The sequence below is a fragment of the Arthrobacter glacialis genome (genome assembly GCF_002909415.1).
GTDB lineage: Bacteria > Actinomycetota > Actinomycetes > Actinomycetales > Micrococcaceae > Specibacter > Specibacter glacialis.
The window spans coordinates 341,317-357,812 of record NZ_PPXB01000004.1 but is presented as its reverse complement, the minus strand read 5'-3'; the positions used below and the strand labels follow the sequence as shown (position 1 = coordinate 357,812).

15 protein-coding genes and 1 pseudogene are annotated in these 16,496 nt (G+C 60.7%); 13 read left to right on the top strand and 3 right to left on the bottom strand.

The genetic code is table 11. The features are described from left to right. The 13 genes and pseudogenes from CVS28_RS19630 to CVS28_RS06865 all read left to right on the top strand — a co-directional run. Positions 1-212, top strand: a pseudogene (locus CVS28_RS19630) (FG-GAP repeat domain-containing protein); the annotation flags it as partial. A 200-nt stretch (positions 213-412) separates the two neighbouring features. Continuing rightward, on the top strand, positions 413-1,411 hold the full coding sequence (gene rfbB / locus CVS28_RS06920; protein ID WP_103464644.1) for a dTDP-glucose 4,6-dehydratase: 999 nt from the start codon (positions 413-415) through the stop codon (positions 1,409-1,411). A gap of 2 nt (positions 1,412-1,413) precedes the next feature. Continuing rightward, positions 1,414-2,823, top strand: coding sequence for a sugar nucleotide-binding protein (locus CVS28_RS06915; RefSeq protein WP_103481079.1), 1,410 nt, complete (start codon positions 1,414-1,416; stop codon positions 2,821-2,823). Positions 2,824-2,834: 11 nt separating this feature from the next. Then, positions 2,835-3,851 (top strand): UDP-glucose 4-epimerase GalE, encoded by a 1,017-nt coding sequence (gene galE, locus CVS28_RS06910; RefSeq protein ID WP_103464642.1) that lies wholly within the window; start codon positions 2,835-2,837, stop codon positions 3,849-3,851. 96 nt (positions 3,852-3,947) lie between these two features. Next, complete coding sequence (locus CVS28_RS06905) at positions 3,948-5,237, top strand: nucleotide sugar dehydrogenase (protein ID WP_103481078.1); 1,290 nt, start codon at positions 3,948-3,950, stop codon at positions 5,235-5,237. Between the two features lie 8 nt (positions 5,238-5,245). Next, positions 5,246-6,349, top strand: a complete 1,104-nt coding sequence (locus tag CVS28_RS06900) for a glycosyltransferase (protein WP_165788091.1) — start codon at positions 5,246-5,248, stop codon at positions 6,347-6,349. 63 nt (positions 6,350-6,412) lie between these two features. Next, positions 6,413-7,009 (top strand): acyltransferase, encoded by a 597-nt coding sequence (locus tag CVS28_RS06895; RefSeq protein ID WP_103481076.1) that lies wholly within the window; start codon positions 6,413-6,415, stop codon positions 7,007-7,009. Continuing rightward, positions 7,006-8,097 (top strand): DegT/DnrJ/EryC1/StrS family aminotransferase, encoded by a 1,092-nt coding sequence (locus tag CVS28_RS06890; protein ID WP_103464638.1) that lies wholly within the window; start codon positions 7,006-7,008, stop codon positions 8,095-8,097. The genes CVS28_RS06895 and CVS28_RS06890 overlap by 4 nt, the downstream gene beginning before the upstream one ends. Positions 8,098-8,099: 2 nt before the next feature. Further along, entirely contained in the window at positions 8,100-9,092 is a 993-nt protein-coding gene (locus CVS28_RS06885; protein WP_103481075.1) for a Gfo/Idh/MocA family protein, read from the top strand. Beyond that, entirely contained in the window at positions 9,092-10,261 is a 1,170-nt protein-coding gene (locus CVS28_RS06880) for a glycosyltransferase family 4 protein (protein ID WP_103481074.1), read from the top strand. Before CVS28_RS06885 ends, CVS28_RS06880 begins: the two co-directional genes overlap by 1 nt. Then, entirely contained in the window at positions 10,258-11,562 is a 1,305-nt protein-coding gene (locus tag CVS28_RS06875; protein WP_165788090.1) for a lipopolysaccharide biosynthesis protein, read from the top strand. The genes CVS28_RS06880 and CVS28_RS06875 overlap by 4 nt, the downstream gene beginning before the upstream one ends. Positions 11,563-11,633: 71 nt before the next feature. After that, positions 11,634-12,725, top strand: coding sequence for a glycosyltransferase family 4 protein (locus CVS28_RS06870; protein ID WP_103481072.1), 1,092 nt, complete (start codon positions 11,634-11,636; stop codon positions 12,723-12,725). Positions 12,726-12,761: 36 nt separating this feature from the next. Next, positions 12,762-14,309: a DUF2029 domain-containing protein gene (locus tag CVS28_RS06865; RefSeq protein ID WP_103481071.1), complete on the top strand. Its 1,548-nt coding sequence runs from the start codon at positions 12,762-12,764 to the stop codon at positions 14,307-14,309. A gap of 24 nt (positions 14,310-14,333) precedes the next feature. On the opposite strand, the gene CVS28_RS06860 is transcribed toward CVS28_RS06865, so the two are convergent. From CVS28_RS06860 to wecB, 3 genes are all read right to left on the bottom strand, one after another. Then, positions 14,334-14,693, bottom strand: a complete 360-nt coding sequence (locus tag CVS28_RS06860) for a DUF2304 domain-containing protein (protein ID WP_103464632.1) — start codon at positions 14,691-14,693, stop codon at positions 14,334-14,336. 4 nt (positions 14,694-14,697) lie between these two features. After that, complete coding sequence (locus CVS28_RS06855) at positions 14,698-15,363, bottom strand: glycosyltransferase family 2 protein (RefSeq protein ID WP_243399737.1); 666 nt, start codon at positions 15,361-15,363, stop codon at positions 14,698-14,700. Positions 15,364-15,427: 64 nt separating this feature from the next. Then, positions 15,428-16,492: a non-hydrolyzing UDP-N-acetylglucosamine 2-epimerase gene (gene wecB, locus CVS28_RS06850; protein WP_103464630.1), complete on the bottom strand. Its 1,065-nt coding sequence runs from the start codon at positions 16,490-16,492 to the stop codon at positions 15,428-15,430. Positions 16,493-16,496 lie beyond the last annotated feature (4 nt).

Here is a 16,496-nt window from a genome sequence, read left to right as displayed (position 1 = left end):
TCAGCGGGTCCAGTGAAGGCTACAGGGGGGCCACCAAGATTGGTGATTTTGGCTGGAATGCATTCAGCCAGATCGTCGGAGCCGGCGATGCGAACAAGGACGGCAAGAATGACCTGATGACCCGGACGCCTGACGGCGCCCTCTCCTTCTACCCCGGCTTTGTGGAGCGAAACAACGGATATGCCTCCGCAACAAAGGTGGGAACACTGTAACCTGCCCGAGCGGCAGTGCATCCCAGGATTGGGTGGCCTGGTTGTTGTCGCTGATCACAACAGCCAGGGCGTGACGCGGGCCTCGAGGATGTGTCGGACGTGCCCCAAGGCCCGCCAGCCGTGTCGGCCGGGATTAAACGAATGCGCCGCCCCGTGTATCGGAGCCGAAATGAATCATGGAGTCCGGCTAAGCTGGAACAATGCGAAATCTCATTGTGACCGGCGGCGCCGGCTTCATCGGCTCGAACTTTGTCCACTACGTCCTTGAAAACACTGACATGAACGTGACTGTTTTGGACAAGCTCACCTACGCGGGCAACCTGGCCTCACTGGACGGGCTGGACGCGGATCGTTTCACGTTCGTGCAGGGCGACATTTGTGATGCGGAACTGGTCGATGGTCTGGTGGCAGCCGCTGACGCAGTGGTTCACTACGCGGCTGAATCTCACAACGATAATTCGCTCCACGATCCCCGCCCGTTCCTGGACACCAACATCATCGGCACCTACACGTTGATTGAGGCGGCCCGCAAGCACAACAAGCGCTTCCACCACATCTCCACCGACGAGGTCTACGGTGATCTTGAGCTCGACGATCCCCAGCGTTTCACGGAATCCACGCCATACGCCCCCTCGAGCCCGTACTCCTCCACCAAAGCAGGTTCGGATCTGTTGGTTCGAGCCTGGGTGCGTTCCTTCGGCTTGCAGGCCACCATCAGCAACTGCTCCAACAACTATGGCCCCTACCAGCACGTGGAAAAGTTCATTCCCCGCCAAATCACGAATGTGATCGATGGAATCCGCCCCAAGCTCTACGGCAAGGGAGAGAACGTGCGTGACTGGATCCACGCCAATGACCACTCCTCGGCCGTCCTGGCAATACTGGAAAAGGGACGTATCGGCGAGACGTACTTGATCGGTGCCGACGGCGAGAAGAACAACAAGGAAGTTGTCGAACTGATCCTCACCCACATGGGCTTGCCTGCCGATGCCTACGACCACGTGATCGACCGCCCGGGGCACGACCTGCGGTACGCGATCGAATCCGAGAAGCTGCGCACCGAGCTGGGCTGGACGCCGTCGTTCGCCAACTTTGATGCCGGCATCGAGGACACCATCAAGTGGTACCGGGACAACGAGTCATGGTGGCGCCCCCAGAAGGCCGCCACTGAAGCCAAGTACAAGGAACAGGGCCAGTAAGAATGACTTTTGAGTTCTCCAAGACGCTGACCGCCACCGCCACCACCATTCCCGGGGTTGTCCTCTACGATCTCCCCGTCCATGGGGACAACAGGGGATGGTTCAAGGAAAACTGGCAGCGCGAGAAAATGATGGCGCTGGGCTTGCCGGACTTTTCCCCGGTCCAGAACAACATTTCCTTCAATGAGAAAGCTGGAACCACTCGCGGGATCCATGCCGAACCGTGGGACAAGTTCATTTCCGTGGCCACCGGCAAGATCTTCGGTGCCTGGGTTGACCTGCGTGAAGGCGACTCCTTCGGTGCTGTGTTCACTGCGGAGCTGGACCCCTCACAAGCTATCTTCATTCCCCGCGGCGTGGGCAATGCCTTCCAAACCCTGGAAGACAACACGGCCTACACGTACCTGGTCAATGACCACTGGTCAGCCGACGCCCAAGGCCAGTACACCTTCTTGAATCTGGCGGATGAGACAGCCGCCATTGAATGGCCCATTCCTTTGGCTGAGGCTGAGCTCTCCGACAAAGACAAGGCGCATCCGCGCCTCGCCGATGTGGCGCCCATGCCGCCGAAGAAGACACTTGTTGTGGGTGCCGATGGACAACTGGGCAAGGCATTGCGTGCTGCCTACGACGGCGACAACAATGTGGAGTTTGCCGCCCGGGCTGACTTTGACCTCGCCTCCGAGGCGTCCTACAGCGCCCGGAACTGGAAGAACTACTCCACCATCATCAACGCCGCCGCCTACACGGCAGTGGACACCGCCGAAGCACCCGAGGGACGCCAAGCGGCCTGGGCTATCAACGTCACCGCTGTGGCGAACCTGGCCAAGGTGGCCACAAGCCACGGCATCACCTTGGTGCATGTTTCCAGTGACTATGTCTTTGATGGCACAGCCCAAACCCACGGCGAAGACGAGGCTCTCTCACCATTGGGTGTCTATGGCCAAAGCAAGGCTGCCGGCGATGCCGTCGTCTCGGTCGTCCCGCGGCACTACATTGTGCGCACCAGCTGGGTCATCGGCGAAGGAAATAACTTTGTTCGCACCATGGCATCCCTGGCCGCCCGCGGCATCGAGCCCGGCGTCGTCAATGACCAGATTGGCCGGTTGAGCTTCACCGAAGACATCGCCGCCGGCATCATCCACCTGCTCGAATCCGGTGCGGACTACGGCGTCTACAATCTCAGCAACGACGGCGAACCCCAGTCATGGGCCGACATCGCCGCCGACGTGTATGAACTCACCGGGCACAGCCGCAACGCTGTCTCGGGAGTCAGCACGGAAGACTACTTCAAGGGCAAACCGGCAGCACCCCGGCCCCTGAACAGCACGCTGGACCTGAATAAAATCAAAGCCACAGGGTTCGCCCCGGCAGCCGCGAAGCAACGCCTCACCGAGTATTTGGCCAAGTAGAAATGGAAACCATGAAAGTTTTGGTCACAGGTGGTGCCGGCTACATTGGTTCACACATGGTCCTGTGCCTGCTGGAAGCCGGCCATGACGTGGTTGTCTTGGACAATCTGGCGAATTCATCGGCTGAGTCGCTGCGCAGGGTGGAAGAGCTGACAGGCAAGCACCCGGAATTCATTGAGCTGGACCTGCTCGACGCGCTCGGGGTGGACAATTTGTTTGCCTCAGGCGCCTTTGATTCAGTCATCCACTTTGCCGGGTTTAAAGCTGTGGGGGAATCTGTTGCCCAGCCGCTGAAGTACTACCACAACAATATTGTGGGAACCCTGAACCTGTTGGCCTCCATGGACAAGCACGGCGTGCGCTCACTGGTGTTCAGCTCCTCCGCCACTGTCTACGGCGCCAGCGAAGAAGTCCCCCTCATCGAAAAGATGCCGTTGGATGCCACCAATCCTTATGGGCGCACGAAGGAACAGATCGAGGATATTCTCAGCGATTTGGGTGCCTCAGATCCCACCTGGCGGGTAGCGCTGCTGCGCTACTTCAACCCTGTGGGCGCGCACGAATCCGGGCGGATTGGTGAAGATCCCTCGGGTATTCCCAACAACCTCCTGCCGTTTGTTGCACAGGTTGCCGTGGGCCGCCGCGAAAAAGTCATGGTTTTCGGTAATGACTATCCCACTCCGGACGGCACAGGTGTGCGCGACTACATCCACGTCATGGACCTTGCTGCCGGCCACCTGGCCGCCCTTGGATACTTGGGCAGCCACGCAGGAGTTTTCACCTGGAATTTGGGTACGGGGAACGGTTCCTCGGTGCTGGAAGTTATCCAGGCATTCGGTGATGCCGCAGGCAAACCGATCCCGTTTGAATTCGCTCCTCGCCGTCCCGGTGATGCCGCTGTCAGCTACGCGGATCCGTCGGCGGCACTGGCAGATCTGGGCTGGTCGGCACACCGCAGCCTGGCCCAGATGTGCGCAGATCACTGGCGCTGGCAAGAAAGCAATCCAAACGGGTACGCCGCTTCCTAGCGGAGCCGGTGATCGAAAGTGGACCGGGACCGCAATGGACGAGCAGCCCCGGTTCACCAGCTATCTTGCAAATTCAAAAGAAAAGGCTACATCAACGTGAAGATTGCTGTCATTGCACTGGGAAAGATTGGTCTGCCCTTGGCTGTACAGTTCGCCTCCAAGGGGCACGAGGTTGTTGGCGTCGACGTCAACCAAGCCGTGGTTGACTTGGTCAACGAGGCCATGGAACCGTTCCCCGGTGAAGCGCACTTGCAGGAAATGCTCTCGGCGCTGGTACCTGCAGGAAAGTTGCGTGCGACGACGAACTACGCCGACGCTGTTCCCGGGGCTGACGCCGTGGTTTTAGTGGTCCCATTGTTTGTTGACAAGGATGCCAACCCAGACTTTGGCTGGATGGACACGGCAACCGCCGAGCTGGCTTCGCACCTGACACCGAACACCTTGGTTGCCTACGAAACCACCTTGCCCGTGGGCACCACCCGAACGCGCTGGAAGCCGGCCCTGGAAGCCGGCTCGGGCCTGGTTGAGGGCAAGGATTTTCACCTCGTGTTCTCGCCCGAGCGTGTGTTGACAGGCCGCGTCTTTGAAGACCTGCGCAAGTACCCCAAGCTGGTGGGTGGCCTCTCCGATGCCGGCGCCGCCAAAGCGGTGGAGTTCTACGAGGCAGTGCTTGACTTTGACGAGCGCCCGGATCTGGTGCGCGGCAACGGCGTGTGGGACCTTGGCTCGGCCGAGGCGTCCGAGCTCGCCAAGCTCGCGGAAACCACCTACCGGGACGTCAACATTGGCTTGGCCAACCAGTTTGCCCGCTTCGCAGCCACAACCGGCATTGACATTTACCAGGTCATCGCCGCCTCCAACTCACAGCCATACAGCCACATCCACCAACCCGGCATTGCCGTGGGCGGGCACTGCATCCCCGTCTACCCACGCCTCTACCTGTGGAATGACCCGGAAGCAACAGTGGTTCGCGCAGCACGCGCGGCCAACGCTGACATGCCGGATTACACTATTGGCCTGCTGGAAGGTGCGTTTGGTGACCTGACCGGGGCACGCGTCGTCGTCCTCGGGGCCGCCTACCGCGGAGGGGTCAAGGAAACGGCATTCTCGGGTGTCTTTGACGCGGTCGAGTCGATCAAACGCCGTGGCGGCACGGCATTGGTGCACGATCCCCTGTACACGGACGCGGAACTGGAAAAGCTCGGGTTCCTGCCCTACCATTTCGGCGAAGCCGTGGATGCAGCCGTGGTCCAGGCAGACCACAGCGAATACCGTGAGCTGACACCGGCAGATTTGCCCGGGGTGAAGGCGTTCATCGATGGCCGGCGCGTCAGCACGGCAGAGAAGTGGGACGGCGTTACCTACCGTGTCATTGGCAAGGCGTAACTAAAAACGTGCGTGTTCTTGTCTTCACCACCTGGTTTCCGGACTCCGAGAACCAGGCCACGGCGCCCTTCAATCTCAAACACGTTCAAGCCATTGCGGCCCAGCACGATGTGCGGGTTATTCACGTCCGCCTGGGCGGTTCAGGCGATGTGATTTCGGAGAACTACGGCGCGGTGCCCGTCACCCGGATTCCGCTGTCCCCGCGCAGGCCGCTGGGATATCTGGCGATGGCGCGGCAGTTGTGGGCTGCGCTGAGGCAGACGGACGTGCTGCACACCATGGCTTTCAGCTCCGCCGTGATTGCGGCCCCTGTTCAGGCGTTCAAGCGGACCCGCTGGGTGCACACCGAACACTGGAGTGGCATGGCCAATCCAGCCAGCGTTTCCAAGCTGTGGGTGGTTTTTTCGCCACTGAGGTATGTCTTGAAACTACCCGATGCGGTGACAGCCGTGAGCGCCGCCCAGGCCGATCAACTGAGCCGTTTTGCACGCGGCGGGAGGGTGGAAGTTGTCCCCAATGTGGTCCAGGGTCCGGATGCGCTGGCCACCCGCCAAGGAATGCCCGACGGCGCCCCTCGCCTCGTCGGAGTCGGTGGGCTTATCGCGCGCAAACGCCCCATGCTGGCGTTGGAAGCGCTGCGACTTGTGCGAGCAGGCGGAATGGATGCCACACTGACCTTGGTGGGTGATGGGCCGTTGCGAGCGGAACTTGAGTCAGCTGCGGCAGCTGCCAATCTGGGCGGAAAATTCACCATTACCGGTCTCGTGGCACCCGACCAGGTCAGTGCGGCGCTGCGGGCCGCGGATCTATTTATTTTGCCCAGCAGCCACGAAACGTTTTGTGTCTCGGCTGCCGAGGCCGTCGCTGCCGGACTGCCCGCGATCGTCACGGATCTGCCAGCCGTGCGTGATTTTCTCACTGTACGCAACAGCGTCCTGGTCGCAGGGGATTCGGCAGAAGACTTTGCTGCAGGCATCCACGACGCGCTGGCAAAGTTCTCGCAGGTTTCTCCGGCGACCATCTCGGGCACCATTGCGAGCCGATATGCGCCACGGGTGATCGCGGACAAGTTCTCTGCCGTGTATGCCCGTGTCCGGGGTGCGGGCGGTTAGCTGGGATAATGGCAAACAAGCCACTTCAGAGGGATCTAGTGCGCAGCGAGAGGAAACAACGGCATGACATACGTAGCAGCTAGCGCCGACGTGGCGGAACAGGCCAGCCTGGGTGACGGAACCAAGGTTTGGCATCTGGCCCAGGTCCGTGAGGGCGCCGTGCTGGGGGCGAACTGCATTGTAGGCAGGGGTGCGTATGTGGGACCCGGCGTGCACATAGGCGAAAATTCGAAGATCCAAAATTATGCCTTGGTTTATGAGCCAGCGGTTTTGGGCAAGGGTGTTTTCATTGGCCCCGCGGTAGTCCTCACCAACGACACCTACCCGCGGGCCGTCACCCCCGAAGGAGCGCCGAAGGGTGCCGACGATTGGACAGCTGTTGGGGTCACCATTGAGGACGGTGCATCCATCGGTGCCCGGGCAGTCTGTGTTGCCCCGCTGACCATTGGCCGTTGGGCCACCATCGCAGCTGGTTCCGTGGTGACTCGTGACGTCCCGGCATTTGCCTTGATGGTTGGCGTTCCGGCACGGCGGCTGGGCTGGGTGGGCAAGGCCGGCTTCCCGCTGAATGCCGAAGGCGTTTTATGGGTGTGCCCGGAAACCGGAGCCAAGTATGTTGAAGATTCAAACTCCCTGAAAGAGGCTGAGGACAGCGCATGAGCCAGGACTTTATTCCGGCAGCAAAACCCATTATTGGTGACCAGGAGCGGGCAGCGGTTGATGCTGTCATGGCCTCAGGCATGTTGGCTCAGGGCCAGCAGGTGGCCAGCTTTGAGAGTGAATTCTCCGAGGTCCTCCTTGACGGCCGCGCCAGCGTCGCCGTCAACTCCGGCACCTCCGGCCTGCACCTGGGTTTGCTGGCTTGTGGGGTTGGTCCAGGGGATGAGGTCATTGTGCCGTCATTCACCTTTGCCGCAACAGGCAATTCGGTTGCGCTCACGGGGGCCACCCCGGTGTTTGCCGACATTGAGTTGGATTACTACGCACTGGACGTGGCCCATGTGGAGTCCCTGATCACTGAGAAGACCAAGGGCATCATGCCGGTCCACCTGTATGGACACCCTTTCGCGGCCGAGGCTTTTGCGGCCTTGGCGGACAAGCACGGAATCGACCTGTACGAGGACGCTGCCCAGGCCCATGGTGCCGCAGTCAACGGCAAAAAGGTTGGAACGTTCGGCAAATTCGGCATGTTCAGCCTGTACCCCACCAAGAACATGACCTCTGGAGAAGGTGGCATGGTTTCGACGTCGGACGCCCTGGTGGAGCGAAACCTTCGCCTGCTGCGCAACCAAGGCATGGAAACGCAGTACGAAAACGAGCTGGTTGGTTTCAACAACCGCATGACTGACCTGCATGCCTCCATCGGCAGGGTCCAGTTGACCAAGGTCATGGGCTGGACCAAGCAACGCCAGGACAACGCCGCGTTCCTGACGGCCAACCTTGAGGGTGTAGGTACACCCAAAGTTGCCCAGGGTGCCGAGCACGTCTACCACCAGTACACCATTCGCGTGGCTGAGGGCCGGGATGAGATGCACGCCCGTCTGCGGTCGGAGTTCAACATTGGTTCCGGTGTGTACTATCCGGTACCCAACCACCGGCTGCCCTCGTTCAACCGCACCGAGGACCTGCCCAACACGGAGATCGCCGCCAAGGAAGTACTTTCCTTGCCAGTTCATCCGTCATTGACCCGCAATGACCTTGAACGAATTGTCACAGCAGTGAACACCATCACCAAGGCGGGTGCCTGAGCATGGCCAATCTTCGGGTAGGACTCATCGGCCTGGGCATGATGGGCCGCCACCACGGGCGCGTCATTCGTGAAGTGGAAGGCTTGGACTTGGTCGCCGTGGCTGACGCGCATGGTGATCCCCACGGCGTGGCCAGGGACCTGACCGTCTTGGGCGGCGTCGAGGAGCTCATCGCAGCCGGCATAGACATGGCGGTTGCGGCCGTTCCCACGGGCATGCATGAGGAAGTTGGCCTGGCCTTGGCCGAGGCCGGCATCCATACTCTGGTGGAGAAGCCCATCGCTGCCAGTGCACCGGCTGGCCGGAGCCTCGTTGAAGCGTTTGCCGCCAAGGGACTCGTGGGCGCAGTGGGACATATTGAACGGTTCAACCCCGCCTTGCAGTCGTTGCGTCAGCGAATTGCCGACGGCGATCTCGGGGAGGTCTACCAGATCGCCACCCGCAGGCAGGGCCCCTTCCCGGCCCGGATTGCCGACGTCGGAGTGGTCAAGGACCTTGGCACACACGACATCGACCTGACGGCCTGGCTGGCCCAAAGCCGCTATGAATCAGTATTTGCCCAGACCTCAACCCGGAGCGGGCGGCCGGATGAAGACATGGTGTCCGTAACGGGCAAATTGGCCAATGGTGTCATCACCAACCACCTGGTCAACTGGCTGTCCCCGATGAAAGAACGCCTGACAATAGTCACCGGTGAAAAGGGCGCCTTCGTGGCCAATACACTCACGGCAGACCTCACATTCTATGAGAACGGCACCGTAGCCACCGAATGGGACTCCATTGGGGCGTTCCGGGGCGTTTCGGAAGGCAATGTCACCAGATTGGCCATCGCCAAACCCGAACCTCTGCGCACCGAACACGAGGCCTTCCGTGATGCAGTCCTGGGGTTGCGCAATGACATCGTGACCATGGCGCAGGGGCAGGACACGCTGATCGTGGCCGAGGCTGTGCTGAAGTCTGCCCGCACCGGACAAGCCGAAAGGATCCAGAGCTAGTGGCACAAGCAAAACCGCTTCGAGTTATTGTCACCACACGGCTCTTTGCGCCCGAAGTGGGGGCGGCGGCGTTCCGGTTGAGGGCCCTCGTGGACGGCCTCGTGGAGCAAGGCGCCGAGGTCACAGTGCTGACCACCAGGCTTCCGGCCGGGGGCCCCATCTTCAAACCCTCCTATAAGCTCAGCCGATGGCCTGTGCTGCGTGATCCGGGCGGGTATGTGCGTGGCTATGTGCAGTATCTGAGCTTCGACATCCCCGTTTTCTTCCGCTTGCTCCTGACCCGCGCCGACGTGATTGTCTCCGAGCCGCCTCCCACCACCGGGGTGGCTGTAGCGGTGTCCGCGGCGTTGCGCCGTCGACCGTTCGTTTACTATGCAGCAGACGTCTGGAGCGAGGCGATGTCCGCCATGGACGTGCCAAACGCCGTCAAAAAAGCCATGGGCATGGTGGAAGGATCCGTGCTCCGAAGGGCCGCCACTGTCCTGGCCGTCTCAGACCCCGTGGCTGTGCAGGTAGCCAAGTTCAAAGTGCCCGCGCAGCGCATCAAGGTGGTGGGCAACGGCGTGGACACCTCTGTCTTTGGTCCGCAGGGCAGCCGCGCCACGGCGAGCAATCCTTATTTTGTCTACACAGGAACCATGAGCGAGTGGCAGGGGGCAGGCATTTTCATCGAGGCCCTCCGCGAAATTCGCAGCACGCACCCGAATGCTCAGATCCGCTTCTTTGGGCAGGGCACCGACGAAGAGAACCTCAAGGGGCTGGCCGAGCGGCTGGTCCCGGGAGCCGTCCATTTTGGTGGGGTGGTGCCACCGACGGAAGCCGCCGCGTGGATTCGCGGGGCTGCGGGCGCGCTGGTCAGCATCAAACCCGGCCAAGGCTATGACTTTGCCAAGCCCACCAAAATCTACGCGGCTGCCGGGTGTGGCACCCCGGTGATCTTTGCAGGCCAGGGCGACGGGGCCGCCCTGGTGGCGGAGCAGCGGCTTGGCATTGCCGCGCCCTACACGGTGGCAGACGTTGCCGAGGCCATGAATGCACTCCTGCAGACCCCCGATGCTGATAGCGGGCATCGAAGCAACTGGGTCCTGGACAATGCATCATTGCAGGCCTCCGGACGACTGGCAGCCACCGAAGTGTTGCGCGTTGCTGCGGTGTCGACGTCCACGTGAGCGGCATTGATGGGGGCAGGGTTGCTCGATGGCGCAGAAGCGAATTTCTGCGCCACATACTCACGCTCCTAAGCGGAACAGCCGCAGCGCAGCTTCTGATGCTCGCGCTGACTCCGGTGCTGTCAAGGCTCTACTCGCCGGAGGCCTACGGGCTGTTCTCCCTGTACTCGTCCCTGGTGGCCACCGTCACGGTTGTTGCGGCCCTCCGCTACGACATGGCCATCATGCTGCCCAAGCACGACGCCGATGCCAAGGTCCTCAAGAGGGGAGTCACCCGGCTGATCGTTGCCGTCAGCATTGGGGCAACCCTGGTATGTGGGATTGCTTCACCCCTGATAGCGGACGCCATGGGCAAGCCTGAGCTGGCACCGTGGTTGTGGCTTGTGGGATTGAGTATTTTTACCCTCGCCGAGATCTCAGCCTTGACGTACTGGCTCAACCGCCGCAGCGACTACAAGGCCATCGGCATCAACAGGGTCTTGCAAAGTGGCGGGACCGCCCTGGCTCAGCTGGCGTTTGCCCTGGGCAAGTTCGGAGGAGTCGGCGGTCTCATTGGCGGCACCCTGGTGGGTCAGGGCGCTGCCCTGTTGACGCTGCGGCACAAGGGCCGAGACGTTCGCAGCGGATTGGACGAATCCCAGGAGAGCATTGCTTCACTCTTCAGCCGCTACCGCAAGATGCCCCTGCTCAACGGCCCCAATGCCCTGGTGGACGCCCTTCGAACCAACGGCATCAACCTGATTATTGGCGTCGTGTATTCACAGTCCCTGTTGGGACAGTTTTACATGGCCTGGAAACTTTTGGAAGTGCCGCTGGGACTGATCAACGGTGCACTTGCCCAGGTATTCTTTCAAAGACTGGCAGTCATGGAACGCGGATCAATGTTTGCATTCGCCAAATCCTCCGTGTTCCGTTCTGCCATCCTGGGGGTAGTTCCGTTCGCACTGATTTACTGGCTGTCCCCGTGGGCGTTCCCCGTTGTGCTGGGGGAGCAGTGGACTGATGCGGGACTCATCGCCCAGGCACTGGTGCCATGGCTTTTCATGAGCCTCATTACCTCCCCGATCTCCACAATATTTGTTGTTACCGAAACGCAGCACCTGATGCTTGCCCATGCCCTGGTCTACACTGCCGTGCCGTTGTCGCTGCTGTTTTTCCTCAAGGGCGACATCGTCACCAATCTTTCGATTGTTTCTTTGGCCATGGCCGCAATTTTGGTGGTCTTCACAGCAATGGCGCTTTGGGTGGGACACCGCTTTGACCATCAAGCCGATTCGAAGCAAACAGTCGTCGGTGGCTGACCCTGCAATTCCCCGACTCTCACACCGTGGTGGAGCCCCGCCACCACCATCAGTTTCAGAAAGTTCAATCCATGGCCAGCATGATCTATCACGTACCGTACCCGTTGAATCCCCACGCCAAGACAGGAAGCGGGCTGCGCCCTGTGCGCATGCTTGAGGCGTTCAAGGCTGTTGGCTACGACGTGGAGCTGGTCTCCGGTGAATCGGGGGAGAGGCGTGCACTGATCAGGGCACTGAAGCGGCGCATTGCCGCGGGGGAGCGTTTTGACTTCCTGTACTCGGAGAGCCACACCATGCCCACAGCGCTGACGGATGCCGACCATTTGCCGCGCCGCCCGCTCATGGATGTTGGATTCTTACGGTACGCTCGCAAGCACGGCATCAAAGTTGGTTTGTTTTACCGGGATGTTTACTGGCGCTTCCCCGAGTACAAGGAACGGCTTAACCCGCTGGTTCACACTGCCACCCGTGCCCTCTACAATCTGGACCTTTTGGCCTATAAGTTCGCCGTTGACAAGCTTTATCTGCCGTCGCTGGACATGGGCAAATTTGTTCCGCACGTCCCGGCAGGGCGGCACGCCGCCCTGCCGCCAGGCGGGGAGATTGTTGACGTGCCGGCGACACCCAAGGATGGCATCCACTTGTTTTACGTGGGAGGGGTTGGCAGTTACTACAACATGCACGACTGCGTGCGTGCCGTCGCGGCGTCCAAGAATGCCTGCCTGACCATTTGTACCAGGGAAGAGGAATGGGAAGAAAACGCGGCGGGCTACCGGGAATTGCTCAATGATCGGATCCAGGTGGTCCACAAGAACGGCGAAGACCTCATACCGTATTACCAGCAGGCGGATATCTGCATGCTCTTCATTGAACCCAGCATTTACCGTTCCTTTGCCGCACCGATCAAGTTTGCTGAGTACATTGGATTCGGCAAACCCGTCATCGTCAACCAAGGAACCAATGTGGCCCAGTTCGTGGCCAGTCATGGCAACGGTTGGGCCGTCCCGTTCGATGCGCCGTCGCTGACGCGGCTCCTTGATGATCTCGCCGAGCACCCGGAGAAAATTGCCACCGTGACACAGACAGCCATGGGCCTTCGTGCGGACAACACGTGGCAGGCCCGCGCCCGCCAAGTGGCGGCCGAGCTCACCACCCACCCCTAAACGGAGTCTCGCCAGCGCTGACGCAGAAGGAACAAAGTGGCCATTTACCGTTTCAACGCCCGGTTCGTGCCGGGACTGCTCATTGGCGCCCTGGGTGCTGTGGCGTTTCTCACCCGGCTGCTGCCGCTGCTTGAATCGGGCACCTTGGGTGGGTTCAGGGGTTACGACGACGGCGTTCACTATGCTGCTGGTGTGCACCTGCTGGCAGGATCCCTGCCATATCGGGACTACGTCTTGGTACACCCTCCGGGCATTGCGGTGCTCATGCTGCCCTTCGCGCTGATAGGCCAGTTGGCCACAGACCCGGCTGGCGTTGCCGCAGCCAGGGTGTTCTTTGCCTTGCTAGGAACCTTGAACACCCTGATGCTGGGTATCCTCTTGCGACGATGGGGGCACCCGGCAGTCATAGCCGGGGCGGGCATATATGCCGTGGGTTCGATTGCCACGATTGCCGAGCGTTCCATCATGCTTTCGCCGGTTCTTGGTGCGTGTGTTTTGGCGGCGTTGCTTGCCCTGCGAGATTATCGCCAAGCGCCTCGCCGGGCCGTCACGGTTGCCGCAATATTTCTGGGCCTGGCCTTGTGCTTCAAGCTGTGGGCGATCCTGCCCATCCTCGTCGTGGCCGTCATGGTGGCTGTACGTTGCGGACCACGGCTGTTGCAGCGCTTCCTGGTGGCGGGAGCTGCGACGTGCCTTGTTGTCATGGGGCCGTTCTTCATTCTGGCCCCTGGTGCAATGTTCACCGATGTGATTCTGGCGCAAGTGGCACGAACGGATGGCACGGCCAAGGGCCTGGTGCATCGGCTCGGCGACTTTGCCGGCAATCACGGCGCACCGTGGGTGCTGTTCCTGTTGGGCGCTGTGGCTGTTCTGTGCATAGTTGCCGCGGCTGCTGTGGGACTCTCCGGGGGCCGCAAGCCCCGAGAATGGGGGGAGGAATTCTGGTGGGCCATGCTGGCTTCGGTAGTTGTTTGTGCTCTGCTTGCTTCAGCCAGCTTCTTTGACCACTACCCTAATTTTGCTGCCCCGTACCTGGCACTCTGCCTCGGTGTGTCGGTGGGTGCCTGTGCCGAGGCCCTGTCGCGGCGGCAAGCGTCACAGGGCCGCAGGTCCGGGTGGAAGGCCCGCGCGCCCGGTGCCGTGATGGCGGCACTCGGGTTGGCCGTGCTGGTTCCGGTGGGAGTGCGCGGTTTCGTGTTGGAACCGCAACCCCTGCCGGGGGTTGTTGGGGCAGACTTGGTGGCAGCCGCGGCGCCCTACGACTGCGTGTTCTCCACCTATGCGTACATGGGTATTGTGAGCGATTCATTGTCCCGGTCGATGCGCCATGGTTGTGGTTCCATTGTGGATGTTTTCGGCACCAGGATGGTTGAAGAACTCTCCACGAATGGTGCGCGACCCGCCATGGGCGCCGGCGTCTCAGCCCAAGAGCTGCAGGAAAGTCAACTCAACAACGCCCAGGCGGCGGTGGTCGGCGCACCCCAGGCCGACTACGGGCTCTCGGAGAAGGCCATTGAGACGCTGCGAACCAAGTTTGTGCTGGCAGCTGGCTCGGGGAACTATCAGGTGTGGATCAGGCGGTAGGTGCTGCGCCAGTCTGGACGCCGGTTACGATTCGTCCTGTTTGCTCAGCCACGGCTTCTCGGCTTCTTCGAGAGCCACATGGCGGGAAAGCCTGGTGATTGATTTTTCCGCCTGCCGGAACCGGTGGTTGTTGGTGGCCACGAACACCAGAAAACTCACAATCAGGGCATAGAGAACTAAGTCTGTTCCACGCCCGATGCCCAGGAATTGTGCAAGTCTGGTGAGGGCCACCGGAAAGAAGACGGAAAACGCCGCGACGCAGGCAAACAGGACCAGCATCATCCGCCGGATGGCCAGATTGCGGGCATTGGAACCGCCGCGCATCAGGGCCACGGAGACGATGATGACAGCCAGAACGAGCGCTATCTGAACGATGATCTGCATGGTGTTACCTAAAAAGAAGGTCCGCGAGGATGTTGACCGAATTGAGCAGTGACTGGCCCTTGGCCTTGGAATAGTCGGTGTAGATAATCTTCACAGGATGTTCCACCCAGCGTGGCTTGATGTCGGACAACTGGTGAATGAGTTCGGAAGCATGCGCCATGCGGTTTTGGGTTAGGTTGATCTTTGCTGCGGTCCCGGCGTCAAACGCGCGCAAACCATTGTGAGCGTCGGTGAGCGCCATGCCCGTGGCCATCCGTGATTGCAGTGCGGCCACTCGCAGCACCAATCTCTTCAGGGCGGAGACCTGGGTGCGGTCATCCAAGAATCGAGAGCCCAAGACAACTTGTGCTTCGCCGGACCGAATTCTGGAAACCATGTCCTTCGCATCCGACACCTGATGCTGTCCATCGGCGTCGAAGGTGACAATCTCGGTGGTCCCCGGATCGAGCAGGGCATAGTGCAAGCCTGTTTGCAGGGCGGCCCCCTGTCCCAGGTTCACGGGATGCTCCACCACCACAGCCCCGGCAGCACGGGCAACAGCTGGCGATCCGTCAGTGCTGCCGTCGTCGATGCAGACTATGTGGCTGAATTCGGAATGAAGACCCTTGATGACGTCGGCGACCACAGTTGCCTCGTTGTACATCGGGATAACAATCCAAGTTCGACTCACCCAACCAGTATCCCACGGATAAATTTAGCAATAGACGTGGATCAGGCGTCCGGCTGCTGTGATGTCAGCCGCCAAAGGCGGTCAGGATTGCGGCCACAGAACGACCGGCCGCCTGACCATCGCCATAGGGTGAGGCATCGCTTGGGGCAGGAGCAGGCCGCCGAACAGTGCTGGCCAAGCGTGTCAGATCGTCGCTGACCAGGGCATTCCAGCCGAGTTCAACGGTTTCAACCCATTCGGTCTCCGGGCGGATGGTGGTGCACGGCACACGCAGCAGGAACGCTTCTTTTTGCAGGCCTCCCGAGTCGGTGACCACTCCGGCGGAGTTCCTTGCCGCATTGATGAGGTGGGGATAGGACAGCGGGGGGCTCGGAATTATGCTCCCGCGGCCCAAGGTGATGCCATGCTGTTCGGCCAGGCTGCGCAGCCGTGGATGCGCCAAAAGGAGCACGGGTTTGTCCAGGGAAGCCAATTCATCAATGATCGCAGCCAGCCTGGCAGGGGAATCAGTGTTGTCCGGGCGGTGGATGGTGGCGACATAGTATTCTCCCGGGACCAGGCCCGCTGGGAGCGGCGCAGCGGAATCGCCCAGGGAGTCCCGCACCGCGAAAAGCACATCCGTCATGACGTCGCCAACAAGCACGGATCGGGCGGCGAGGCCCTCGTGGGCCAGATGGTCCATGGCCACTTGGGTGGGAGCCAGCAACAGGTCTGCACTGTGGTCTGTCAGGACACGGTTGTGTTCCTCCGGCATCCGGCGGTTGAAGGAACGCAAGCCTGCCTCCAAATGTGCCACGGGCACATGAAGCTTGGTTGCCGCAATGGCCGCAGCCAGCGTGGAATTGGTATCACCGTAGACCAAGACGCAATCCGGTGCGGATCCTTCGATAATCTCTTCCAATCCGGCCAACATGGCACCTGTCTGAGCTCCATGTTTGCCCGAACCCACACCAAGGTTGAAATCCGGGGCTGGAATGCCCAGGTCCTGAAAGAAGACATCGCTCATGAGCTCGTCATAGTGCTGTCCGGTGTGCGCGATCAGGTGTTCCGCCCGGCCCCGCATGGCGGTGGCGATGGGGGCTAGTTTGATGAATTGGGGACGCGCGCCAACAACACTGAGAATTCGCATGATT

What these genes read in the sequence shown, in the direction of transcription:
- CVS28_RS06870 (WP_103481072.1), top strand. Translation starts at nt 11,634, where the DNA reads ATGGCCAGCATGATCTATCACGTACCGTACCCGTTGAATCCCCACGCC.
- CVS28_RS06895 (WP_103481076.1), top strand. Translation starts at nt 6,413, where the DNA reads ATGACATACGTAGCAGCTAGCGCCGACGTGGCGGAACAGGCCAGCCTG.
- CVS28_RS06890 (WP_103464638.1), top strand. Translation starts at nt 7,006, where the DNA reads ATGAGCCAGGACTTTATTCCGGCAGCAAAACCCATTATTGGTGACCAG.
- CVS28_RS06915 (WP_103481079.1), top strand. Translation starts at nt 1,414, where the DNA reads ATGACTTTTGAGTTCTCCAAGACGCTGACCGCCACCGCCACCACCATT.
- wecB (WP_103464630.1), bottom strand. Translation starts at nt 16,492, where the DNA reads ATGCGAATTCTCAGTGTTGTTGGCGCGCGTCCCCAATTCATCAAACTA.
- CVS28_RS06860 (WP_103464632.1), bottom strand. Translation starts at nt 14,693, where the DNA reads ATGCAGATCATCGTTCAGATAGCGCTCGTTCTGGCTGTCATCATCGTC.
- rfbB (WP_103464644.1), top strand. Translation starts at nt 413, where the DNA reads ATGCGAAATCTCATTGTGACCGGCGGCGCCGGCTTCATCGGCTCGAAC.
- CVS28_RS06885 (WP_103481075.1), top strand. Translation starts at nt 8,100, where the DNA reads ATGGCCAATCTTCGGGTAGGACTCATCGGCCTGGGCATGATGGGCCGC.
- galE (WP_103464642.1), top strand. Translation starts at nt 2,835, where the DNA reads ATGAAAGTTTTGGTCACAGGTGGTGCCGGCTACATTGGTTCACACATG.